At 75.0% G+C, this 22,826-nt stretch carries 20 protein-coding genes; 15 read left to right on the top strand and 5 right to left on the bottom strand.

Features of this window, described 5'->3' with window-relative positions:
* Positions 1-45 precede the first annotated feature (45 nt).
* Together ACWGKI_RS08220 and ACWGKI_RS08225 are read right to left on the bottom strand one after the other, a co-directional pair.
* Positions 46-972, bottom strand: a complete 927-nt coding sequence (locus tag ACWGKI_RS08220; protein WP_452186142.1) for a glycosyltransferase family 2 protein — start codon at positions 970-972, stop codon at positions 46-48.
* 264 nt (positions 973-1,236) lie between these two features.
* Positions 1,237-2,070 (bottom strand): DUF5926 family protein, encoded by an 834-nt coding sequence (locus tag ACWGKI_RS08225; protein ID WP_380242851.1) that lies wholly within the window; start codon positions 2,068-2,070, stop codon positions 1,237-1,239.
* A 420-nt stretch (positions 2,071-2,490) separates the two neighbouring features.
* On the opposite strand from ACWGKI_RS08225, the gene ACWGKI_RS08230 reads away from it, so the two are divergent.
* From ACWGKI_RS08230 to ACWGKI_RS08245, 4 genes are all read left to right on the top strand, one after another.
* On the top strand, positions 2,491-3,876 hold the full coding sequence (locus ACWGKI_RS08230; protein ID WP_452186144.1) for a CoA transferase: 1,386 nt from the start codon (positions 2,491-2,493) through the stop codon (positions 3,874-3,876).
* A 151-nt stretch (positions 3,877-4,027) separates the two neighbouring features.
* On the top strand, positions 4,028-4,621 hold the full coding sequence (locus ACWGKI_RS08235) for a sulfite oxidase-like oxidoreductase (RefSeq protein WP_452186146.1): 594 nt from the start codon (positions 4,028-4,030) through the stop codon (positions 4,619-4,621).
* The gene (locus ACWGKI_RS08240) at positions 4,618-5,328 is read left to right on the top strand and encodes an FAD-binding oxidoreductase (RefSeq protein ID WP_452186148.1); all 711 of its coding nucleotides are present in this window, start codon (positions 4,618-4,620) and stop codon (positions 5,326-5,328) included. The genes ACWGKI_RS08235 and ACWGKI_RS08240 overlap by 4 nt, the downstream gene beginning before the upstream one ends.
* Complete coding sequence (locus ACWGKI_RS08245; protein ID WP_452186150.1) at positions 5,328-5,603, top strand: DUF6510 family protein; 276 nt, start codon at positions 5,328-5,330, stop codon at positions 5,601-5,603. The genes ACWGKI_RS08240 and ACWGKI_RS08245 overlap by 1 nt, the downstream gene beginning before the upstream one ends.
* 6 nt (positions 5,604-5,609) lie before the next feature.
* Here the strand turns inward: ACWGKI_RS08245 and ACWGKI_RS08250 are convergent, their stop codons facing one another.
* The 3 genes from ACWGKI_RS08250 to ACWGKI_RS08260 all read right to left on the bottom strand — a co-directional run bounded on the left by ACWGKI_RS08250 (position 5,610) and on the right by ACWGKI_RS08260 (position 8,666).
* Positions 5,610-6,587, bottom strand: coding sequence for a Ppx/GppA phosphatase family protein (locus ACWGKI_RS08250; RefSeq protein ID WP_452186152.1), 978 nt, complete (start codon positions 6,585-6,587; stop codon positions 5,610-5,612).
* Between the two features lie 91 nt (positions 6,588-6,678).
* On the bottom strand, positions 6,679-7,059 hold the full coding sequence (locus ACWGKI_RS08255) for an SHOCT domain-containing protein (RefSeq protein WP_380242839.1): 381 nt from the start codon (positions 7,057-7,059) through the stop codon (positions 6,679-6,681).
* A gap of 176 nt (positions 7,060-7,235) precedes the next feature.
* Positions 7,236-8,666: a glutamyl-tRNA reductase gene (locus ACWGKI_RS08260; protein WP_452186154.1), complete on the bottom strand. Its 1,431-nt coding sequence runs from the start codon at positions 8,664-8,666 to the stop codon at positions 7,236-7,238.
* A gap of 49 nt (positions 8,667-8,715) precedes the next feature.
* Here ACWGKI_RS08260 and hemE point away from each other — a divergent pair, with 49 nt between their 5' ends.
* From hemE to ACWGKI_RS08315, 11 genes are all read left to right on the top strand, one after another.
* Complete coding sequence (gene hemE / locus ACWGKI_RS08265; protein WP_452186156.1) at positions 8,716-9,870, top strand: uroporphyrinogen decarboxylase; 1,155 nt, start codon at positions 8,716-8,718, stop codon at positions 9,868-9,870.
* A complete protein-coding gene (locus ACWGKI_RS08270) occupies positions 9,867-11,399 on the top strand; it encodes a protoporphyrinogen/coproporphyrinogen oxidase (protein ID WP_452186158.1) in 1,533 nt (510 codons plus the stop codon). The genes hemE and ACWGKI_RS08270 overlap by 4 nt, the downstream gene beginning before the upstream one ends.
* 246 nt (positions 11,400-11,645) lie before the next feature.
* Positions 11,646-12,713 carry a hydroxymethylbilane synthase gene (gene hemC, locus ACWGKI_RS08275; RefSeq protein ID WP_452186160.1) on the top strand — a complete coding sequence of 356 codons (1,068 nt, stop codon included), beginning with the start codon at positions 11,646-11,648 and terminating at the stop codon, positions 12,711-12,713.
* Positions 12,710-13,558 carry a uroporphyrinogen-III synthase gene (locus tag ACWGKI_RS08280; RefSeq protein WP_452186162.1) on the top strand — a complete coding sequence of 283 codons (849 nt, stop codon included), beginning with the start codon at positions 12,710-12,712 and terminating at the stop codon, positions 13,556-13,558. Before hemC ends, ACWGKI_RS08280 begins: the two co-directional genes overlap by 4 nt.
* Before the next feature lie 50 nt (positions 13,559-13,608).
* Entirely contained in the window at positions 13,609-14,559 is a 951-nt protein-coding gene (hemB, locus tag ACWGKI_RS08285; RefSeq protein WP_452186186.1) for a porphobilinogen synthase, read from the top strand.
* A gap of 61 nt (positions 14,560-14,620) precedes the next feature.
* Entirely contained in the window at positions 14,621-15,949 is a 1,329-nt protein-coding gene (gene hemL / locus ACWGKI_RS08290) for a glutamate-1-semialdehyde 2,1-aminomutase (RefSeq protein ID WP_452186164.1), read from the top strand.
* Between the two features lie 181 nt (positions 15,950-16,130).
* The gene (locus ACWGKI_RS08295) at positions 16,131-17,267 is read left to right on the top strand and encodes a LacI family DNA-binding transcriptional regulator (RefSeq protein WP_452186166.1); all 1,137 of its coding nucleotides are present in this window, start codon (positions 16,131-16,133) and stop codon (positions 17,265-17,267) included.
* Between the two features lie 145 nt (positions 17,268-17,412).
* Entirely contained in the window at positions 17,413-19,074 is a 1,662-nt protein-coding gene (locus tag ACWGKI_RS08300) for an ABC transporter substrate-binding protein (RefSeq protein WP_380243552.1), read from the top strand.
* Positions 19,075-19,194: 120 nt separating this feature from the next.
* On the top strand, positions 19,195-20,175 hold the full coding sequence (locus tag ACWGKI_RS08305) for an ABC transporter permease (protein WP_380243562.1): 981 nt from the start codon (positions 19,195-19,197) through the stop codon (positions 20,173-20,175).
* Between the two features lie 5 nt (positions 20,176-20,180).
* Entirely contained in the window at positions 20,181-21,152 is a 972-nt protein-coding gene (locus ACWGKI_RS08310; RefSeq protein ID WP_452186169.1) for an ABC transporter permease, read from the top strand.
* Positions 21,149-22,822 (top strand): ABC transporter ATP-binding protein, encoded by a 1,674-nt coding sequence (locus ACWGKI_RS08315; protein WP_452186171.1) that lies wholly within the window; start codon positions 21,149-21,151, stop codon positions 22,820-22,822. The genes ACWGKI_RS08310 and ACWGKI_RS08315 overlap by 4 nt, the downstream gene beginning before the upstream one ends.
* Positions 22,823-22,826 lie beyond the last annotated feature (4 nt).

Here is a 22,826-nt window from a genome sequence, read left to right on the forward strand (position 1 = left end):
CCCTGGGGTTGTCGACGTCGGCGTCGGCGCAGATCAGGGCGGTGCTCAGGACGGCGCGTGGTCCCGCGAGCGCCCGATGCCGCGGACGGCGTCGACCGCCCCGCGCACGCGCCGCGCGTTCACGGCGAGCACGACGTCCCGGTACTGACCGGCGCGGTGGAGCTGCCCCTTGAGGTCGTTGGACGACGCCCGGTGCCGCAGGTCGCACGGCACCTCGACGGCCACGTACCCCTGGCGGAGCAGGTCGATCGTCATGCCAGTCTCGACGCCCCAGCCGTGCGCCAGCGGCGTGGCGGACTCGAACGCCTCGCGGGTGAGGCAGCGCATGCCGGACAGCGGCTGGCTGGGGCTCCACCCGGTGAGGTGCTGGATGGCGCGACGGGCCGTGCCCACGACGATCCCCCGGCCCCCGGCGCCGGTCTGCTTCGGCAGCAGGGCGATCGCGAGGTCGGCGACACCCTCGCGCACGGGGGTGACGAGGGGCGCGGTGTTGACGGCCGTGTCGCCCAGGTCGCCGTCGACGAACAGCAGGAGCCGCGGGGCGCGCCCGTCGGCGTCGCGCATGGCGACGACCGCCGCCCCCGTCTCCATCGCGGCGGCCTTGCCCCGGTTGTGCGAGTGCCGCACGACCACGGCGCCGGCGTCGCGCGCCACGTGCTGCGTGTCGTCCGTCGACCCGTCGTCGACGACGAGCACGAGGTCGACGTGCGGGATCGCGCGGGCGGACCGGACCGTCGAGGCGATGCGCGCCGACTCGTCCTTGGCAGGGATGATCACGGCGACCCGCTGGGGGTTGCGCCGCCCCTGCGCCGTCGGCGGCCGTGGCGTCTTCGCGACGGGCAGCGCACCCACGCGGGTGGCGACCGACGCGCTGGCGCTGCCGTCGGTGCCGGCGACGTTCCGGTCGTCGGCGTCGGCCTGGCTGGTGGACACCTCAGCGCCCGTACGGGTCGCTCCGCGGTCCGTGTTCACGACTCCCTGCCTGTTGGGTCTGCCTGTGGGTCTCTGCCCGTGTCGGCCGGACGGACGACGCCCGCCGGCGCTGCTGTGCGATGACTCCTTGGGAGAATCACCGGGGATCAGAAGAGCAAACTTTTCCCGAAGAACTGTACTCCCCCGGAAGGCCCGATCTCTGGTCAAGAAAGGGTGTCGTCCGGGACGTGCCGTGAAGATCGTGCGGAGCCGCCGCCGGGCTGCGGTGCCACCGCGCGGCACCCGCCGCGCGCGAGCGCCGCGTCAGCGCAGCGTCACCTGTCGGGAGACGATACCGGCCCGTGCCCGTCGCTCGTTCGCGTCCAGGGGGTCGGTGACCGCCAGCGCCTCGTCGAGCCGCGTGGCGAGCTCGGCCACGGGCTCCTCGAGCTCCGCCGCCTCCGTGCCGCGGGGCAGCTCCCAGACGGGCACCACGAGCCCGCAGGCGCGGAACATGCCGAGGAACTTGCCCCCCGCGAGGCCCGACTCGCGGCGGGCGTGCAGGCGGGCGATCGCGTCCACGACACGGTCCTCGTCCTCCGTGCGCGCCCAGCGCAGGAACTCGCGCGACATCCGGCACCAGTACGCCGAGGGCACCGACGCCAGCTTCACCGTGGGGATGGACGCCTCGGCGGCCTCGTCGAGCGACTCGCGGATCTCGTCCGTCATCTCGGTGCCGGAGTCGAGCCAGTAGTCGTAGCCCTCGTGCACGGTCACCTCGAACGGGACGTCGAGGTCGAGCACGTCCTGCAGGCGCGGGTCGCCGTCCTGCGCGGCCGGCAGCTCCTCCGGCAGCACGCCGGTGCCGGGCTCCGCCGCCGCGGCGACGAGCAGCGCCGACGCCAGGTCGCGGCTGAGGTCGTCGGCGCTGCCCATGCCGTGCAGCGCGAGCAGGACGGTGCCGTCCTCGCGGTGCAGCGCGCACCAGCCGCCCGGCAGGACGGTCGTGACGACGACGTCGCGCGCCCCGTGGTCCGCGGTGGTCCGCGCGGTGGCCGTCGCGGACGGGACCACCTCGCGCAGGGCGACCCAGTCCGCCTCCCCCGGCAGACCCTCGAACGGACGCAGGACGGGGGCTGTCGCGGTGCTCTTGGCCATGCCCGCGATCCTATCCGGCTCGCGCGTGCCCGCTCCGCCCGCTGAGTAGCCCGCTCGCCCAGGAGGGAGCCCCCAATCCTGCCGAGGTAGTCCACCACCCGCCGAGGTAGTCACCTCCCGCCGAGGTAGTCCACCACCCGCCGAGGTAGTCCACCTCCCGCCGAGGTAGTCCACCTCCCGCCGAGGTAGTCCACCACCCGCCGAGGTAGTCCACCTCCCGCCGAGGTAGTGCGGATCTCGCCGAGGTAGTGCGCGATCTGAACTACCTCGGCACGGTCTGAACTACCTCGGCTGGGCGCCCACTACCTCGGCAGGGTCTGAACTACCTCGGCGGGAGGTGGACTACCTCGGCACGGTCTGAACTACCTCGGCACGGTCCGGACTACCCCGGCAGGAGGGGCACGTGAGTACCGTGGCGGCATGGACGGCTGGCGGCGCCTCGTGGTGGAGTACCGGTCGGGCGTCGCGCCCGGCCTCGGCGACGGCGAGCACGGCGAGCACGGCGAGCACGGCGCGCTCTGTGACCCGCCCGCGCTCGAAGGCGCGCGGGACGGGTGGCTCGCCGCGACGCTGCCGGCGCTCGACCTCGCGCTCGGGTCCGTCGCGGCGCTGTGCTCCGCGGCCGGTCGGGCGGGGGCGACGGGCGCGCTCGTGGACCGGGGTCCGTCGCCGGCGCGGGTGGCCGCGTCGTTCGGCTCGGACCGGCTGCTGCGGCTGGACGGACGGCCGGTGCCAGGGTTCGCGCCGCTGTCGGGGTTCTTCCGCACGGCCGACGGCTGGGTGCGCACGCACGCCAACTACCCGCACCACCGCGTGCGCCTCCTGCGGCTGCTGGGCCTGCCCGACGGCACCGACCGCGACGGCCTGACCGCCCACCTCGCGGGCGCCTCGGCCGCCGCGCTGGAGGACGAGGCGGCCGCGGCGGGGGCGATCGTCGTCCGTGTCCGGGACGAGGCCGGGTGGCGCGCGTCCGCGCCCGGGGCCGCCGCACGCCAGGGGCCGCTCGTGCGGGTCACGGCCCGGGTCGACGACGCGCGCCCCGCCGCGCTGCCCGGCGGGCCGACGCCGCTCGCCGGCGTGCGGGTGCTCGACCTGACCCGCGTCATCGCCGGGCCCGTCGCCACCCGGACGCTGGCCACCCTCGGCGCGGAGGTGCTGCGCGTCGACCCCCCGGTGCCCGCGGAGATCCGCCACCAGCACCTCGACGTCGGGCAGGGGAAGAGGACCGCGCTGCTCGACCTGCGCGACCCGGGCGACCACGAGCGCGCCCAGGCGCTGCTCGACGGCGCGGACGTGCTCGTCACCGGCTACCGTCCGGGCGCGCTCGACGCGTTCGGGCTGCGCCCGCCGGCCGGCGCCGTGGTGGCCCGCGTCTCCGCCTGGGGCGACGCCGGCCCGTGGGCGGGCCGACGCGGCTTCGACTCGATCGTGCAGGCGGCGTCGGGCATCGGGCTCCTCGAGTCCGCCGACGGCGACACCCCGGGCGCGCTGCCCGCGCAGGCGCTCGACCACGCGACGGGCTACCTCCTGGCCGCGGGCGTCGTGGACGCGCTCGCCGCCCGAGGACGCGACGGGCGCGGGCGGGACGTCACCGCGGCGCTGGCCCGCACGGCGGCCTGGCTGCTCGACGCCGACGGCCGCGACCCCGGCCACCCCCCGGCGGCGGCACCCGGGCCGGACGAGGTGGTGAGCCACGGCCACCAGCCCCGCGTCACGACCGCCCGGCCCGCCCTGCCCGGGGTCGACGACCATCCCGCCCCCGCCCGTCCGTGGGGTACGGACCACGCCGCGTGGGTCGCACGATGACGGGCCGCACGATGCCGAGCTGCACGAGCCGGGGCGCGACATGCGGTGACACGCCCGCAGACGTGCGCCGCGCCCGCGGCTCTGGTCTCATACGAGTGGTGACGGGACGACCGCGCCGGTCCCGGCGGAGAGGCTCGACGATGGAGGTCCGATGGGCGTCGTGACACGAGGGTTCGGCGGCCGCCGCCCCGAGCCGGAGCACGAGATCCCCCCGGGGCAGTTCGTCACCGACGACTTCCCGGTGCTCTCCGCCGGCCCGACGCCGAACGTCGACGAGGCGCACTGGGAGCTCACCGTCCGCACGGAGCTCGGCGAGGGCCACAGCTGGACCTGGGAGCAGCTCATGGCGCTGCCGGCGGAGGACGTCGAGACCGACATCCACTGCGTCACCCACTGGTCCAAGCTCGGCACCACCTGGCGGGGCGTGTCCCTGGACACCCTGCTGGAGGACGTCGAGACCAGCGCGGAGTTCGTCATGGCGCACTCCTACGGCGGCTACACGACGAACGTGCCGATGCAGGACCTGCTCGACGGGCAGGCGTGGGTCGCGTTCGAGTTCGAGGGCGAGCCGCTCGACCCGGTGCACGGCGGCCCGGCGCGGCTGCTGGTGCCGCACCTGTACTTCTGGAAGAGCGCCAAGTGGCTGCGCGGGCTGGAGCTGATGGACGCCGAGGACCTCGGGTTCTGGGAGCAGAACGGGTACCACGCCTACGGCGACCCCTGGCTCGAGCAGCGGTACGCATGAGCTGGCACGTCGCGACCGTCGTCGGAGCCCGCCCCCTGACCGACACGGCACGCGAGCTCACCCTCGCCGTGCCGGGGTTCGCGGGCGCGCTGCCCGGCCAGCACGTCGACGTCCGGCTCACCGCGCCCGACGGCTACCAGGCCACCCGCGCGTACTCCCTCGCCACGGCGGGCGTGGACGAGCGCGCCGACCTCGTGGTGGACGAGGTCCCCGACGGCGAGGTGTCGCCCTACCTGGTGCGCGACACCCGGCCCGGGGACCAGCTCGAGGTGCGCGGCCCGCTCGGCGGGTACTTCGTGTGGCACGACGACGACCCCGCGCCCGTGCTGCTCGTCGCCGGCGGCTCCGGCGTCGTGCCGTTCCTCGCGATGACGCGCGCCCGGAGGCTGTCCGGGCGCCGCGCGCCGTTCCGGCTGGTGTGCTCCGTGCGCCGCCCCCTGGACGCGATCGGGCACGAGGAGATCGACACGCCCGACCCCGGCCTCGACGTGCGGTGGGTCTACACCCGCGAGGTGCCGCCGGGATGGCCGACGGCCCCGGCCCGCATCACGGCGGACGACCTGTCCGCCCCCGGGTTCGGGCCCGAGGACGGGACGGACGTCTTCGTCTGCGGGCCCACCGGGTTCGTCGAGGCGGCCGCCGCGCTGCTCACCGGGCTCGGGCACCCGCCCGACCGGGTCCGCACCGAGCGTTTCGGAGGTGCCTGATGTCGGAGCCCCACGGCCCCGCTCCCCTCGACGGGTCGGCCCTGGCGGGGACGCTGGGCGAGTTCTACGCGTTCGAGGCCACCCGCGCCGTCGTGCGCTGCGCCCACTGCGGGCGCACGGACGTCGTCGCCCGCACCACGGTGCACCTCTCCGCGATGGGCGCCGTCGTGCGCTGCGCGACGTGCACCGCCGTCCTCCTCGTCGTGGTCGAGCGGCCCGACGGCACGCGGGTGTCGACGCCCGGCGTCGCCTGGGTGCAGGCGCCCGCCGGCTGACGACCGCTACATCCGGTCCAGCCGCTGCAGCACCGCGCCCTCGCGCAGCGCCCACGGGCAGATCTCGACCTCGTCGACGCCCAGCCCACGCATCGTCTCCTCCGCCACGACCGCGCCGCCGACGATCTGGTACGTGCGGTCCGGGGTGACCCCGGGCAGGGCGGTGCGCCCCTCGGCGGGGATGCGGGCCAGGCGGGGCACCCAGTCGGCGAGCTGCGCCAGACGCAGCCGCCAGCGGTCGTCGGGCCCCACGGCCTCGACCTGCATCCCGGCGAGCCGCGCGAGCGACCGGAACGTCTTGGACGTCGCCACCACGTGGTCCGGCGCAGGCACGGCGGCGAGCCGGTCGACCACCGGTGCGAGCAGGGTGCGGGCGTGCACGCGCAACGCCTCGACCTCCTGCGGGGACGGCGGGTCGTGGGGCAGCAGCTCCCGCGTCGTGCGGCCGGCACCGAGCGGGACCGACGCCGCGAGGTCGGGCTCCTCGTCCACCCCGCAGGCGATCTCGAGGGAGCCGCCGCCGATGTCGAGCACGAGCAGCCGCCCGGCCGCCCACCCGTGCCAGCGGCGGGCGGCGAGGAACGTCAGCCGCGCCTCGTCCTCGCCGGACAGCACCAGGACCTCGCGCCCCACCCGCTCGGAGATCGCGGCCAGCACCTCGGTCCCGTTCGCCGCGTCGCGCAGCGCGGACGTGGCCATGGGCAGCAGCTCCTCGACGGCCGACTCCCGCGCGAGGGCCATGACGTCGTCGACTGCCGCGAGCAGCGCGCGCCGGCCCTCCGCGACGACCGCGCCGTCGTCGTCCAGGTAGCGCATCAGCCGCACCGCGATCTTGCGCTCCGCGTGCGGCACGGGGCGCACGCCGTACCGCGCGTCCATGACGAGCAGGTGCACGGTGTTGGAGCCGATGTCGATCACGCCGAGCCGCGGGGCGGGAGCGCGGCCCGGGGTCGAGGGCGCGGCGGGCGCCGCCGTCGAGGTCATGTCAGCCGAGCGTAGCGGCGGGTGCGGCGCAGACGACGACGCCCGGCCCCGACAGCGCGGGACCGGGCGTCGCAGGTGCTGCGGTGCAACGTCAGGAGAGGGCCTTCGCCTTGAGCGACGCGAACTCCTCCGGGGAGATGGTGCCCTCGTCGAGCAGCTTCTTCGCCGAGGCGATCTGGTCGGCCGGGGTCGCCTGCGCGGCCACCGACTGGATGTAGCTGTCGGTCGCGCTCCGCGCCTCCTTGACCGCCGCGATCTGGCGCTCGGACATGCCGCGGCCACGGGCGATGAGGTAGACGAGCGCGCTGAGCAGGGGCAGGAAGATCAGGAAGATGATCCAGAGCGCCTTCCACCAGCCGGAGAGCTTGTGGTCGCGGAACAGGTCCGTGAGGATCTGGAACAGCACCATGAGGTAGGCGATGAAGAGGAAGATCCAGACCAGGAACCAGATGTAGTCCCAGAAGCTGTCCATGTCGGCGATTCCTTCCGTTGCGGGTCAGGCTTTCGGTAGCGGACCCGGCACCCGTACCGGCATCCCGCGTCTCGCAAGGTAGTGCCGACAAGCAGGACGCGCGCGTTGAAACGGGGTGATCTGGGCCCCGAACCGGCGAACCGGGCTCTGCGGGAGGTTCTCGACAGCGGGTGGCGTCAGCGGCCGACGACGCGGTCGGCGTCCGTCGCGAGCGCCTCGGCAGCCGCCACCACGGCGGCCTCCTCGGCCCGGGCCCGCGCGAGCGCGTCGGCCCGCACGGCCACGATCTGCGCGTGCAGGGCGGAGTGCGCCCGCTTGCGGACGTCGCGCGAGATGGCGTCGACGTCGGCCTCGTCCGGGGTCTCCCCGCGGGCGGCCAGCTCGGTGACGAGGCGGTCCACGGCGGCGTCGACCTCGGCGCGCACCCGGTCCTCGGCCGCGTCGAACAGGGCGACGACGGCGGCGTCGGCCGCACGGCCCAGGCGGGTCTCCTCGAACTCGGCGGCCGCGTCGTCCACGATGCGGCGCGCCCGGTCGACGACGTCCGCCGCGGTCGCGGGGGCGTGCGCCTTGAGCGTCCCCAGGTCGTACAGCAGCACGCCCTCGACGTCGGCCACGCGGGGGTCGACGTCCCGGTGCAGCGCCAGGTCGAGCACCACCAGGGGCCGCGGCTCCGGCTCGTCGCCGGCGGCCGCAGCGGCGCGCTCGCGCGAACGCACCACGGCGGCGGCGTCGAGCACGTACTCCAGGGAGGCCTCGGCGCCCGCGTCGGGCGGGCCGGCGGGACGGCGGCCGCGGGCACCCGAGCACGACACCACCAGGTCGGCGTCGGCCAGCGCCTCGACCAGGTCGCGCACCGGCTCGACGTCGTGCCCCTGGGCGAACGCCTCGGCGCGGCCCGACCGCGAGTACACCCGCACGTCGTCGCAGCCGCGGGCGCGCAGCGCCGCCACGGACGCCCCGGCGTACGAGCCGGTGCCGATGAGCACCACGCGCACGCCCCGCCACGACCCGTCGTGACCGGAGCCGCGGCGCAGGTCTCGTCCGGCGAGGTCCCCGCCCGCGAGGTCCCGGCCCGCGAGGTCGAGGCCCAGCGCCACGACCGACCGCCCGGCCGCGCCGAGCTCGGTCCGGGTGCCGACCCGCTTCGACGTGCGCGACGCCGTCTGGAAGAGCAGCTCGAGCGTCTTGGACGTGGTGCCGTCGGCGCGCGCCTCCGCGAGGGCGCGCTTCACCTGGCCGGCGATCTCCCGCTCCCCCACGACCATCGAGTCCAGGCCGGCGGCCACGGTGAACAGGTGCGACGTGACCTCGGGACCGGTGCGCACCGTGAACGACTCCGCCGCGACCTGCTCGGTCACGCCCGAGCTGGCCGCCACCACGGCCGCGACGTGCCGCGTCGCGTGCCGCACCGCGTCGCCGTGCACCGGGGCGTCGACGTCCAGGTACAGCTCGAACCGGTTGCACGTGGAGATCACCACGGACCCCTGCACGGGCCCGCACGCACCGACGGCGGCACGCCCGACGGAACCCGAGCCGGTGGACAGCCGCTCGAGCGCGTCCAGGTCCAGCTCGCGGTGCGAGGCGGTGAGGGAGAGGAGTACCACAGTGCTCCCACTTTAAGAGAGGCGAACGGGAGGGGCAGAATCATGGACCGTGACATCCCCCACGCTCCCGGTCGAGCCCACCCTGCTGCCCACCGACCACCCGCTGGTCGACGGCCGGACGACGCACGCCCCGCTGGTGCGTGCCCTGCGGGGGGACCGTCCGGACGTGACCCCCGTGTGGTTCATGCGGCAGGCCGGCAGGTCGCTGCCCGAGTACCGCGAGGTCCGTCAGGGGGTAGGGATGCTCGACTCCTGCCTCCGGCCACCGCTCGCCGCGGAAATCACCCTCCAGCCGGTGCGCCGCCACCACGTGGACGCCGCGGTCTTCTTCAGCGACATCGTCGTGCCGCTGCGCCTCGCCGGCGTCGACGTCGACATCCAGCCCGGCGTCGGGCCGGTCATGGACCAGCCGTACCGGACCGCCGACGACGTCGCGCGGCTCACCTCCCGCACCCTCGACGACGGCGCCCTGGCGCCGATCGCGGAGGCCGTGCGCCTCACGGTGGCCGAGCTCGGCGACGTGCCCCTGCTCGGCTTCGGGGGTGCGCCGTTCACCCTCGCCGCGTACCTCGTGGAGGGCCGCCCGTCGCGCGACCACCTCGCCGCGCGCACCCTCATGCACGCCGACCCCGAGACGTGGGGGCGGCTCACGGCCTGGACCGCCGAGCTGACCGGCCGGTTCCTGCGCACGCAGGTCCTGGCGGGCGCGTCGGCCGTGCAGCTCTTCGACTCCTGGGCGGGCTCGCTCGCCCTCGCGGACTACACGCGGCACGTCGCGCCGTCGTCCACGGGCGCGCTGGCGCACGTCGCGGACCTGCGCGCACCCGGGGCCGACGGCGCGCCGGGCGACGGGCTCGCCGCGATCCACTTCGGCACCGGCACGGGCCACCTGCTGCCCGCCCTGCGTGACGTGCTCGACGCCGCGGGCATCACCCACCCCGCCGTCGGCGTCGACTACCGCACCCCGCTCGACGAGGCCGCCGCGCTGCTGGCCGACCACGAGCGCGGCGCGGTCCCCGTCCAGGGCAACATCGACCCCGCGCTGCTGGGCGCCCCGTGGCCGGTCCTCGAGGCGCACGTGCGCGACGTCGTCGCCCGTGGCCAGGCCGCGCCCGGGCACGTGGTGAACCTCGGCCACGGCGTGCCGCCGGACACCGACCCGACCGTCCTGACGCGCGTCGTCGAGCTGGTCCACTCGCTGTGACGCCCCTCCCGCCGCTCGGCGCGCCCGACGCCGCGTCCCCGCCCGTGCGGGCCGCGGAGCACGTCGACGCGGTCGTGGTCGGCGGCGGGATCGGCGGCCTCGTCGCCGCGCGCACCCTCGTGCGGCGCGGCCTGCAGGTGGTGCTCCTCGAGGCCTCCGACCGTGTCGGCGGCCCGGTGCGCGGTGGCGCCTTCGGGTCGGTGCCGCGCGTGCGCCTCGACCTCGGCGCGGAGTCCTTCGCGGCGCGCGGCACGGCCGTGACGGACCTGGCCGACGAGCTCGGGCTGGACGTCGTGAGCCCGGCGCCCCTGTCGGCCTGGGGGTACGCCGGGGGGCACACGTTCCCGCTGCCGAAGGCGGGCGTGCTCGGCATCCCGTCCGTGCCGTGGGCGCCGGACGTGCGGCGCGCCGTCGGCTGGCCGGGCGTGGCCCGCGCCGCGCTCGACCGGGTGCTGCCGCGCTTCGTCGCGGACCCGACGGACCTGGGCTCCCTGGTGCGGTCGCGGCTCGGCCGGCGCGTGGCCGAGCGTCTCGTGGCCCCCGTCGCGACCGGCGTCCACTCGGCGCCGCTGGACCGGCTCGACGTCGCCGCCGTCGCCCCCGGGCTGCTCGACGCCTTCGCGCGGACCGGGTCCCTCTCCCTCGCGGTGGGCGAGCTGCGGGCGGCCGCGCCCGCCGGGTCGGCCGTGCGCGGCATCGACGGCGGCATCCACGCCCTGGTCGAGGCGCTCACCGGCGAGATCGCCGCGAGCGCCGAGGAGTTCGCCGACTCCCCTCGGACCGACGCGACCGGCCCGATCCACGCCGCCGTCCGGGTCGCGCAGCGGGTGGTCGCCGTCGAACGCCTCGGTGCCGACTGGCAGGCGACGACGGCGGCGGGCGAGACGGTGCGCGCCCCCCGGCTCGTCGTGACGACGCCGCGGGTCGCCCCGCTGCTCGGCCCGTGGGTCGAGCCCCTCGGCGGCGGGCAGGGCGGCGGGCAGGGCGGCGGGCAGGGCGGCGCGGGCGTGGCCGTGCCCGTCCCCGAGGACGGCGCCGACATCTGGCTCGCGACCCTGCTGCTCGACGCCCCCGAGCTCGATGCCGCGCCGCGCGGCTCCGGGCTCCTCGTCGCGCCCGACGACGAGGGCGTCGTGTCCGGCGTCCGCGCGAAGGCGCTCACGCACGCCACGGCGAAGTGGCCCTGGCTGGCCGACCGGGTGCGCGCCGCGGCGGGGCCGGGCGTGCACGTGGTGCGGCTGTCCTACGGCCGGATCGGCGTCGAGACGGAGCCGCCCACCGCCGAGGAGGCCGCGCGGGACGCGTCCGCCCTGCTCGGCGTCGACCTCACGGACCGGGTGCGCGACCACCTGCTGCAGCGCTGGGACGGCTCCCTGCCCCCGCCCACGCCCGCCTACCGTGCCGACGTCGCGGCCTTCACCGCCGCCGTCGGCCACACGCCCGGGCTCGCCGTCACCGGGGGCTGGGTGGCGGGGACCGGGCTCGCGGCGATCGTGGCGCACGCGCAGGCCGCCGTCGCCGCCCTCTGACCCGCGACCTGTCAGAACCAGGGCAGGCCATGCCCGCACCTGGTTCTGACAGGATCTGCCGGCTCCGAGCTGTCAGAACCAGGTGCGGCCCTACCCCCACGTGGCTCTGACAGCTCGGTCGAGGGTGGCGGGGTGGTGACGCATCGTCATGACCTCGCGTCAGGACTCCGCACGCACGGTGTGAGATCGGCCTCCCGCCACGCCCGCAGTTGTCCACAGGCGCCGGGGCTGCGCGACACTGGACCGGTGAGCACCCCCGAGCCCGCCCCCGCCCCGCTGCGCCTCGGTACCCGCGGCAGCGCCCTCGCCACGACGCAGTCCGGCATGGTCGCGCGCCGGCTGGAGGAGCTGCTCGGCCGGCCGGTCGAGCTGGTGCGCATCCGCACCGAGGGCGACGTGAAGACCGGCTCCCTCGCCTCGCTGGGCGGCACCGGCGTCTTCGTCACGGCCCTGCGGGAGGCGCTGCTCGACGGACGCTGCGACGTAGCGGTGCACTCGCTCAAGGACCTGCCCACGACGCAGCCGGCTGCGCTGACCGTCGTGACGCCCGAGCGGGAGGACGCGCGCGACGCCCTGTGCGCCCGCGACGGGCTGACCCTCGACACCCTGCCGCGCGGGGCGCGCGTGGGCACGGGCTCGCCGCGCCGGGCGGCGCAGGTGCAGGCCGCGCGCCCCGACGTCGAGCTCGTGGACATCCGGGGCAACGTCGAGACGCGGCTGGCGCGCGCTCTCGGCCCGGACGCCGACCTCGACGCGGTCGTCCTCGCGTTCGCCGGCCTCTCCCGGCTCGGCCGTACCGAGGTCGTGACCCAGCTGCTCGACCCGGCGGTGGTCGCGCCCGCTCCCGGGCAGGGCGCGCTCGCCGTCGAGGCGCGCACCGTCGACCTCGCGGGCGGCTCCGCCCTGGGCGAGGCGTTCGCCGCGCTCGACCACCGCGCCACGCGCCTCGCCGTGCTCGCCGAGCGCGCCGTGCTCGCGCGGCTGGAGGCCGGCTGCGCGGCGCCCATCGGTGCTCACGCCCGGGTCGAGGCGGGCGAGCTGCAGCTCACCGCCGTGGTCGCGCGCGTCGACGGCACCGAGCAGCTCACCCACAGCGCGACGACGGTGCTCGTCGAGGTCACCGCGGGCGCCGAGCAGGACGACGCGGCGACGGCGCTCGGGGTGCGGGTGGCCGAGGCCCTGCTCGCCGACGGCGCCGCGCGGCTCGCGCCGCTGGTCGGGGGGACCGGCCCGGCGCCCGAGGACGTCGCCGCGCGTGCCGACGTCGCGCCGCTGCACACCCCGACCGGCACGGACGACCCGGAGGGCGCGTGACCCGCGAGGGCTCGACGCCGCCCGCCGCCGTGCTCGTGGCCCGGGCGCCGGGCCGCGCGGCCGGGCTCGTGACGCGCCTGCGCGCGGCCGGGCACGACGTCGTCGTCGCGCCCGTGATCGAGCGCGCACCCGTGGACGACGTCGCGCCCCTCGACGACGCCGTCCGCGCCCTGGCCCGCGGTGCGTACGTGTGGACGGTCGTGACCAGCGTGAACGCGGTGGACGCGCTCGCCGCCGCCGCAGCGCGCACCGGCACCGACCTTGCCGCGGCCCCCGCGCGCTGGGCCGCCGTCGGGCCCGCCACGACCCGCGCCCTGGCCGCCGCCGGCGTCCCGACCGCCCTCGTGCCCGACGACGACCCCACCGCCGCGGGCCTCGTCGCCGTGTTTCCCCCGCCGGACGACGGCGCCCCGGACGCGTCGCGCGTCCTCCTCCCGCTCGGCGACCTGGCGCGCCCGACCCTGGAGCACGGCCTGGCCGGGCTGGGCTGGGCGCCGCACGTCGTGACGGCCTACCGGACGGTGCACCACCCGCTCCCCGACGACGTCGCGGCCCGCGCCCGGGCCAGTGGTTTCGACCTGGTCGTCGTCGCGTCCGGCTCCGTCGCGCGCGAGATCGCCGCGCAGACGGGCACGGGCACGCCGGTCGTCGCCATCGGGACGCCGTCCGCGGACGCCGCGCGCGACGCCGGGCTGCGCGTGGCGGCCGTCGCCACGCACCCGACGGACGCGGCCCTCGCCGACGCCGTCGCCGCCGCGCTGTCCGCCGCGGCCGTCCCCACCACCACCGCCCTCGCCGCCGACCCGACGGCGACCGCACCCACGTCCACGAAGGAGCACCCGTGAGCACCTCGGGCATCGTCTACCGCCCCCGCCGCCTGCGCACCACCCCGCGCATGCGTCGGCTGGCCGCCGAGACCCGCCTGCACCCGGCAGACCTGGTGCTGCCGCTGTTCGTCAAGGAGGACCTGGACGAGCCGGCGCCGATCACCTCGATGCCGGGCCAGGTGCAGCACACCGAGACCTCGCTGCGCGACGCCGTGGCCGATGCGGCCCGGGCGGGCCTGGGCGGCGTCATGCTGTTCGGCATCCCCGCCGAGCGGGACGCGACCGGCACCGCCGGCGACGACCCGGACGGCATCCTGCAGCGCGGCATCCGCGTCGCCCGCGAGGCCGTCGCGAAGGTCGAGGCGGAGACCGGGCGGCCCGGCCCGGTCGTCATGGCCGACACGTGCCTGGACGAGTTCACCGACCACGGCCACTGCGGCGTCCTCACGCCCGACGGCGCGGTCGACAACGACGCGACGCTCGAGCGGTACGCGGCCATGGCCGTCGCGCAGGCCCGCGCGGGCGCGGAGGTCGTGGCGCCGTCGGGGATGATGGACGGCCAGGTCGCCGTCATCCGCGACGCGCTCGACGACGCCGGTTTCACCGACGTGTCCGTGCTCGCCTACAGCGCCAAGTACGCCAGCGCGTTCTACGGCCCGTTCCGCGACGCCGTCGACAGCGCGCTGCAGGGCGACCGCCGCACGTACCAGATGGACGCCGCCAACTCGCGCGAAGGGCTGCGCGAGGCCGACCTCGACCTCGCCGAGGGTGCGGACATGGTCATGGTGAAGCCGGCCGGGACGTCGCTCGACGTGCTGCGCGGCGTCGCCGACCGCTCCGACGTCCCCGTGGCGGCGTACCAGGTCTCCGGCGAGTACGCCATGATCGAGGCGGCCGCCGCGCACGGCTGGATCGACCGGAAGGGCGCCGTCCTCGAGTCCCTCCTCGCGATCAAGCGGGCCGGGGCCGACGTCATCCTCACCTACTGGGCCGTCGACGTCGCCGACTGGCTGCGCTGAGCGCCCTGACCGGCCGCCCGACCGACCACCACCGCCCCGAGAGCTTCCCGGAAGGACCACGATGACGGACAACCACGCCGCGTTCCTGCGCGCCCAGGCCGCGATCCCCGGGGGCGTGAACTCCCCCGTGCGCGCGTACGGCTCGGTCGGCGGCGACCCGCGGTTCCTCGCGAGCGCCCACGGCCCGTACGTCACGGACGTCGCGGGGCGCGAGTACGTGGACCTCGTGTGCTCCTGGGGCCCGGCGCTGCTCGGGCACGCCCACCCCGAGGTGGTCGCGGCCGTGCAGGAGGCGGCCGCGCGCGGTCTGTCGTTCGGCGCGCCGACGGTGGCGGAGGTGGAGCTCGCGGAGGAGATCCGCCGTCGGGTGCCCGTCGCGGAGCGCGTGCGCCTCGTGTCCACGGGCACCGAGGCCACGATGACGGCGATCCGCCTCGCGCGCGGCGTGACCGGGCGGCCGCTCGTCGTGAAGTTCGCCGGCTGCTACCACGGCCACGTCGACGCGCTGCTGGCGGAGGCCGGGTCGGGTGTCGCGACGCTCGCCATGCCGGGCACGGCGGGGGTCACGGAGGCCTCGGCCGCCGAGACGCTCGTGCTGCCGTACAACGACCTGGCCGCCGTCGAGGCGGCGTTCGCGCAGCACGGGTCGCGCATCGCCGCCGTGATCACGGAGGCCAGCCCCGCGAACATGGGCGTGGTGCCGCCCGCCGAGGGCTTCAACGAGGGCCTGCGCCGCATCACGCGCGAGCACGGTGCCCTGTTCGTCATGGACGAGGTGCTCACCGGCTTCCGCGTCGGCCCGTCGGGGTGGTGGGGCCTGGAGAACGCGGCGATCCGCGCCGGAGGCGGCGAGGGGTACGCGCCGGACCTCCTGACGTTCGGCAAGGTCGTGGGCGGCGGGATGCCCGTGGCCGGGCTGGGCGGGCCCGCGGCGATCATGGACCAGCTCGCACCGACCGGCCCCGTCTACCAGGCGGGCACGCTGTCCGGGAACCCGGTGGCCGTGGCGGCGGGCCTCGCGACCCTGCGCCTGGCCGACGAGGCCGTGTACGCGCGGGTGGACGCCGTGGCCGACACGCTGGCCACCGCGCTCGGCGACGCCCTGTCGGCCGAGGGCGTGGACCACCGCGTGCAGCGCGCCGGCTCGCTGTTCTCCGTGTTCTTCGGCCCCTTCGCGGCCGAGCACGGCGTGCGCGACTACGCGCAGGCCCAGGCGCAGGAGGCGTTCCGCTACCGCGCGCTGTTCCACGCGCTCCTCGACGCGGGCGTCAACCTGCCGCCGTCGGTCTTCGAGGCGTGGTTCGTCTCCGCCGCGCACGACGACGACGCCGTGCACCGCATCCTCGACGCCCTGCCCGCCGGGGCGCGGGCAGCCGCGGCGGCCGTCTGACCCTCCGCCCGGGGCTCGTTCGGCAGGTTGCTCGAAGCTCGGCACCTGCAGCTGCCGAGCACGGCCGGACCTGCCGGACGACGCCCCGGTGACCTGCCGCGATGCCGCGATGTATGCGCAGTCACTATCGTGGGACCGCTCGCACGGCCGTGCGGGTGAGGGATGCGGTCAAGGAGTTCCGGTGGCGAAGGCCCCCACGGTGTACGACGTCGCGCAGCGCGCGGGGGTGTCGATCGCGACGGTGTCGCGGGTGCTGCGACGGCCCGACGACGTCCGCGAGAGCACCCGCACGGTGGTGCACGAGGCGATCCACGAGCTCGGCTACGTGCCGTCCGGCGCGGCGCGCGGGCTGGCCGCCCGCTCGACGGGCGTGCTGGGCCTGTGCTTCCCCGACGTGGACGGCATCGACGACCTCGCCGACCTGCCCGACCCGGTGCGAGTGGGCGAGGCGGTCGAGGTGGTGCGCGACGTCGGCGGCCGGGCCACGGCGCGGTGGAGCAACCTGTACCTCGGCGAGGTGATGCGCGGGGCCGAGCTGGAGGCGTGGCGCACGGGGCATGCCGTGATGATCGGCGTGGCGCGCGGGCTGCGGCGGGCCGAGGCGGTCAACGAGCTCGCGGGACGGGTCGACGGGCTCGCGGTGCTGGCGAAGTCGGTGCCGGACGACCTCCTGGCGCACATCGCCCGGCGCGTGCCGGTGGTCGTCATGGCCGGCCCGCCGCAGGACGACGCCTACGACCACATCTCGGTGGACAACCGCGCCGGCACGCGCGCGCTCGTGGACCACCTGGTCGCGGAGCACGACATCCGCGACCTCGCCTTCGTGGGCGGCCCCTTCGACTCCCCGGACGCCCACGAACGCTTCCAGGGCTTCCGCGACGCGCTCACCGCGGCCGGGCTTGAGGCGCCCGACGAGCCGGCGGCACGCAGCGACTTCACGCGCGACGGCGCGCGCACGCTGGCGCGGCGGATGCTCCAGAGCCACGTCACCGGGCGGGGCCGGTCGGGCGGCGAGACGGGCAGCGCGCTCCCACGGGCGCTGGTGTGCTCGAACGACCAGACGGCGCTCGGCTTCCTCGACGTGCTCACCGAGGCCGGCGTCGACGTGCCGGGCGACGTGGTCCTCACCGGGTTCGACGGCATCGACGCGACCCAGGCGTCGATGCCCCGGCTCACCACCGTGAGCCAGCCGATGGTCGAGCTGGGGCGGGCCGCGGTGGAGCTGCTGCGCTCCCGGCTCGCGGACCCCGGCTCCCCCGCCGCGACCGTGAACCTGCCCGTGCGGGTGCTGCTGCGCGAGAGCTGCGGCTGCCGCTGAGGCGCTCCGGGCGCCTGGCCTCGGACTTTGCCGCACGGTTTGGCAGCCGCAAATGTATGCGCATACACTCCCCAGGACGGCGCACGCTGACCGGGTGTGCGCGGGCCCTCGCAGGAGAGGCCTCGATGAAGAGGAGTGGATGTCCATGACGCGCACAGCGCGCTCGGGGCGGCGCCTGGCCGCCGTTGCGGCCACCGTCGCGGTGCTGGCCACGGCGGCCTGCTCGGCACCGGTGCAGACCAAGGGGGACGACGGCGCCACCGGCGGCGCGACGTCGATGCTCATCGCGGCGGACAACGGGTCCCCCACGTTCGACCGGAACTTCAACCCGTACTCGTCCGGCAAGCGCAACACGACGACCTACCTGTACGAGCCGCTGATCATCATCAACGAGATGAGCGGCGTCGAGACCCCCTGGCTCGCCACCGGCTACGAGCAGCCGGACGCCAAGACGGTCGTCTTCACGATGCGCGACGGCGTCACCTGGTCGGACGGCGAGCCGCTCACCGCCGAGGACGTGAAGTTCTCCTTCGACCTCGTCAAGAAGCACCCCGAGATGGACCTCAAGGGCGTGTGGTCGCACCTGAAGTCCGTCGAGGTCGACGGCACCAAGGTCGTCGCGCACCTGCAGACCGAGGACGTCCCCGCCGCGAAGATCATCGCGCAGCAGCTCATCGTGCCCGAGCACGTCTGGAAGGACGTCAAGGACCCCGTCACCTGGACCAACGAGGAGCCCGTCGGGTCCGGCCCGTACGTCCTCGGCCAGTTCACGCCGAACCAGTACACGCTCAAGAAGAACGAGAAGTACTGGCAGGCCGACAAGGTCGCGGTCGACGAGCTCGTCCAGCCCGCCGCGAACTCCGAGCTCGACATCGTCAACAACGGCTACGACTGGGCGTACGCGTTCATGAGCGACGTCGAGGACACCTGGGTCAAGGCCGACCCCGACCACAACACCTACTGGTTCCCGGCCGGCGCGGCGATCTCGCTGATCCCGAACATGACGAAGGCGCCGTACGACGACGTCAACTTCCGCACGGGCGTCGCCTACGCCCTGGACAAGCAGGTCATCGCCGACAAGGCCGAGCAGGGCTACGTCGACCGGGCCAGCCAGACCGGCCTCATGCTGCCCAACCAGGAGTCGGTGCTCGACACCTCGATCCCGAACCAGGGCTACATCGACCAGGACGAGGCGAAGGCGCTCGAGTACTTCGAGAAGGCCGGCTACACCCAGCAGGGCGGCAAGCTCGTCGACGCCGCGGGCAAGCCGCTGAAGATCACCATCACCACCCCCAACGGCTGGTCCGACTGGCTGCAGGGCGTGGAGCAGGTCAAGGGCCAGCTCACGAAGATCGGCATCGACGTCACCGTCGTCCAGCCGCAGGCCGCGGCCTACCAGAAGGAGCTCCGCTCGGGCGACTTCGACATGATCATGGGCACCGTCGGCGGCACCGGTCAGCCGTACCAGGACTACAACGGCCTCATGGGCTCGGAGTTCCGCCTGCCCGTCGGGGAGACCGCCGCCGGCAACTTCGGGCGGTTCGAGTCGAAGGAGGCCGACGCGCTCCTCGCCGAGCTGAAGGTCACCACCGACGAGGCGAAGCAGACCGAGATCACGCACCAGCTCCAGCAGATCACGTACGAGCAGCTGCCGATGATCGCGCTCTTCTACGGCGGCTCGTGGGGCCTGTTCTCGACCAAGCACTTCACCGGCTGGCCCAGCGCGGACGACCCCTACGCCTCCCCGAAGACGTGGGACTCCACCCCGCTGCTGATCCTCACGCACCTCAAGCCCGCCCAGGGCTGACCCTCCGGCTCTCGTTCGGCACCTGCGCCCCCTCGGCACCTTCAGGGACCTCACCAGCGCGCAGGTGCCGGACGAGACCCTCGACCGACAGACCCACCGACCACCGACCCGGAGGCACCGTTGCGCTACGCGCTCCGCAAGCTCGGCCTGCTGGTCCTCACGCTGTGGGCGGCGGTGACGCTGAACTTCGTCATCCCGCGCCTCATGCCCGGCTCGCCCGCAGACGCGGCCATCGCCAAGCTCGCCCAGAACGGCCCCGTGACGCCGTCGGTGCAGGCCGCGATCGAGGCCCAGCTGGGCGTCCCCGGCGGCAGCATCTGGGACCAGTACGTCACGTACCTGAACAACGTCATCCACCTCGACTTCGGGGTGTCGTACACCTTCTTCCCGCAGCAGGTCTCCGAGCTCGTCGCCGGCGCCCTGCCCTGGACGCTGATCATGGTCGGCGCGGTGACGATCATCGCCTTCGTGCTCGGCACCCTCATCGGCATCGGCGCCGCGTGGAAGCGCGGCACGTGGATGGACTCGCTGCCCACCGTCACCGGCAGCTTCCTCTCCGCGTTCCCGTACTTCTGGACCGCGCTGCTCATCGTCTTCTTCCTCGGCTACGTGCTCGGCTGGTTCCCGACGTCGGGCGCCTACTCCGCCACCGCCGTGCCGAACCTGTCGTGGCAGTTCCTCGGGGACGTGCTGTACCACGCGGCCCTGCCCGCCGTCACGATCCTCATCACGTCGCTCGGCGGCTGGATCCTCGGCATGCGCAACACCATGATCAACACGCTCGGGGACGACTACGTGACGTTCGCCGAGGCCAACGGCCTGCGCGGCCGCACGGTCGCGATCCGCTACGCCGCCCGCAACGCGATCCTGCCGAACCTCACCGGCTTCGGCATGGCGCTCGGCGGCGTCGTCGGCGGCTCCCTGCTCGTCGAGCAGGTCTTCGCGTACCCCGGCGTCGGCTACCTGCTGTTCAACGCCGTCACCAACCAGGACTTCCCGCTGATGCAGGCGCTCTTCCTCATGATCACCGTGAGCGTGCTGCTCGCGAACTTCCTGGTGGAGATCCTCTACGGCGTCCTCGACCCCCGAACGAGGCGGTGACCCCGATGGCTGCTGACCCGACCACCACCCAGCCCGCCACGACGCCGGACCCGGAGGGCCCCGCCCCCGAGGCCGTCCAAGGCCCCGCCCGGCCGGCCCGCACCCGCCTCGGCCGCACCGGCCAGGTGCTGGCCCGCGCGTTCGCGACCGTCTGGGCCAACCCGAAGGCCCGCGTGGGGCTCGTCATCCTGGGGCTCTTCGTCCTCATGGCGGTCTTCGCGCCCCTCCTGGCCCCCTACTCCCCCCACGACGACTCCTTCGGCCGCAACGAGCCCGGCAGCGCCGCCCACTGGCTGGGCACCACCGGCGCCGGCGAGGACGTGCTGTCCCAGGTGATCTACGGCGCCCGCGTCTCGCTGCTCGTCGGCTTCGTCGCCGGCGGCCTGTCGACGCTCGTCGCCGTCGTCATCGGGCTGTCGTGGGGCTACCTGCGCGGCTGGGGCAACGACGTCGTCAACTTCCTCGTCAACCTGTTCCTCGTCATGCCGGGCCTGCCGCTGATGATCATCATCGCGGCGTACCTGCAGAACGGCGGGCTGCCGATGATCATCCTGGTCGTCGTCATCACCGGGTGGGCGTGGGGCGCCCGCGTGCTGCGCTCGCAGACGCAGTCCCTGCGCTCGCGGGACTTCGTGACGGCGGCGATCTTCTCCGGCGAGAGCTCCGCGCGCGTCATCTTCCGCGAGATCCTGCCGAACATGACCTCGATGATCGCGGGGTCGTTCTTCGGCGCCGCGACCTCGGCCGTGCTGGCCGAGTCGGGGCTGTCGTTCCTCGGCCTGGGCGACATGGCCACCGTGTCCTGGGGCTCGATGATCTTCTGGGCGCAGAACTCGATGGCGATCCTCACCGGCCAGTGGATCCTGCTGTTCGCCCCCGGCCTGTGCATCGCGCTGCTGGCGACCTCCATGACCCTCGTGAACTTCGGCGTCGACGGGTTGAGCAACCCGCGCCTGCGGGAAGGGACCGGCCGATGAGCCTCCTCGAGATCCAGGACCTGTCCGTCGTCTACGAGCCGCGCGGCGCCGTCCCGACGCACGCGGTGAAGCACGCGAGCCTCTCCCTGGAGCAGGGCGAGTTCGTGGGCCTGGTCGGCGAGTCCGGCTCCGGCAAGTCGACGCTCGGCTTCGCCGTCACCCGCCTCGCCAAGGCCCCGGCGCGCATCTCCGGCGGCCGCATCGTGTTCGACGGCACCGACATCGCGCACCTGGACGCCGAGGAGCTGCGCGTGCAGCGCCGCGGCGGGTTCGCCATGGTGCTCCAGTCGGGCATGAACGCCCTCAACCCGGTGCGCACCATCGCGCACCACTTCGGCGACATCTTCGCCGCGCACGGCCACGTGCCGAAGGGCAGGCGCCGCCAGCGCGCCGTCGAGCTGCTCGACAAGGTGCAGCTGCCGTCCACGGTGCTCGACCGCTACCCCGGCGAGCTGTCCGGCGGCATGCGCCAGCGCGTCTCCATCGCGCTGGCCCTGTCGCTCGAGCCGCGCCTCATGGTGTTCGACGAGCCGACCACGGCCCTCGACGTGCTGGTGCAGCACGCGGTCATGGACACCATCCGGGAGCTGCAGGCCGCGGAGGGCTTCACGGCCGTGCTCATCTCCCACGACCTGGGCGTGGTGCTGGAGTCCGCCGAGCGCGTCGTCGTCATGCACGACGGCGAGATCGTCGAGGACGGCGCGTCGCGGCAGATCTTCGCCGCCCCCGCGCACCCGTACACGCAGATGCTGCTCAGCCACTACGCCGACCCGCGCGCCGAGGTCGTGGAGCTGCCCGGCTTCGAGCGCAGGGCGGGCGGGGCCGCGGGCGCCGGCGCGAGCCGTCACGAGCGGGCGGCCGCGCACGACGCGATCGTCGTCGACCACGTGTCGAAGGTGTACCCGCCGCCGCGCCGCGGCGAGCAGGCCGTCACCGCCGTCGACGACGTGTCGTTCCGGCTGGAGCCGGGCGCCGCGATGGCGCTGGTCGGCCAGTCGGGCTCGGGCAAGTCGACCATCGCCAAGATGGTCACGGGAGTGGAGCGCCCGACGTCGGGCACGGTGACGTTCGGCGACCTGCGGGTCGACCGGCTGCGGCGCCGTCGCCTGAAGACGCTGCACGCGGACGTCCAGATGGTCTTCCAGGACCCCTACTCGGCACTCAACCCGCTGCACACCGTGGAGTACACGCTCACCCGGCCGGTGGAGAACTTCACCGGCCTCCGCGGCGAGGCGGCGCGCGGCCGCGTGCTGCAGCTGCTGGAGACCGTGGGCCTCACGCCCGTCGAGCAGTACGCGGCCAAGCTGCCGCACCAGCTGTCGGGCGGGCAGCGCCAGCGCGTCGTCATCGCGCGCGCCCTGGCGTCGGACCCGCAGGTGCTCATCGCCGACGAGCCCGTCTCGATGCTCGACGTGTCGCTGCGCGCCGGCGTGCTCAGCCTGCTGGAGGACCTGCGTGCGGACCTCGGCGTCTCGCTGCTCTACATCACGCACGACCTGCTGTCGGCGCGCGTCGTGACCGACCAGATCATGGTGCTGCACCACGGCAAGGTCGTGGAGTCCGGCGACACCACCCAGGTGCTGCGGTTCCCCGAGGACGCGTACACCACCCAGCTCCTGGACGCCGTCCCACAGCCCGCGCGCCGGTTCGCGGGCGGTGCGGCGTCGTGACGGC

The sequence above is a fragment of the Isoptericola sp. NPDC055881 genome, assembly GCF_053615895.1.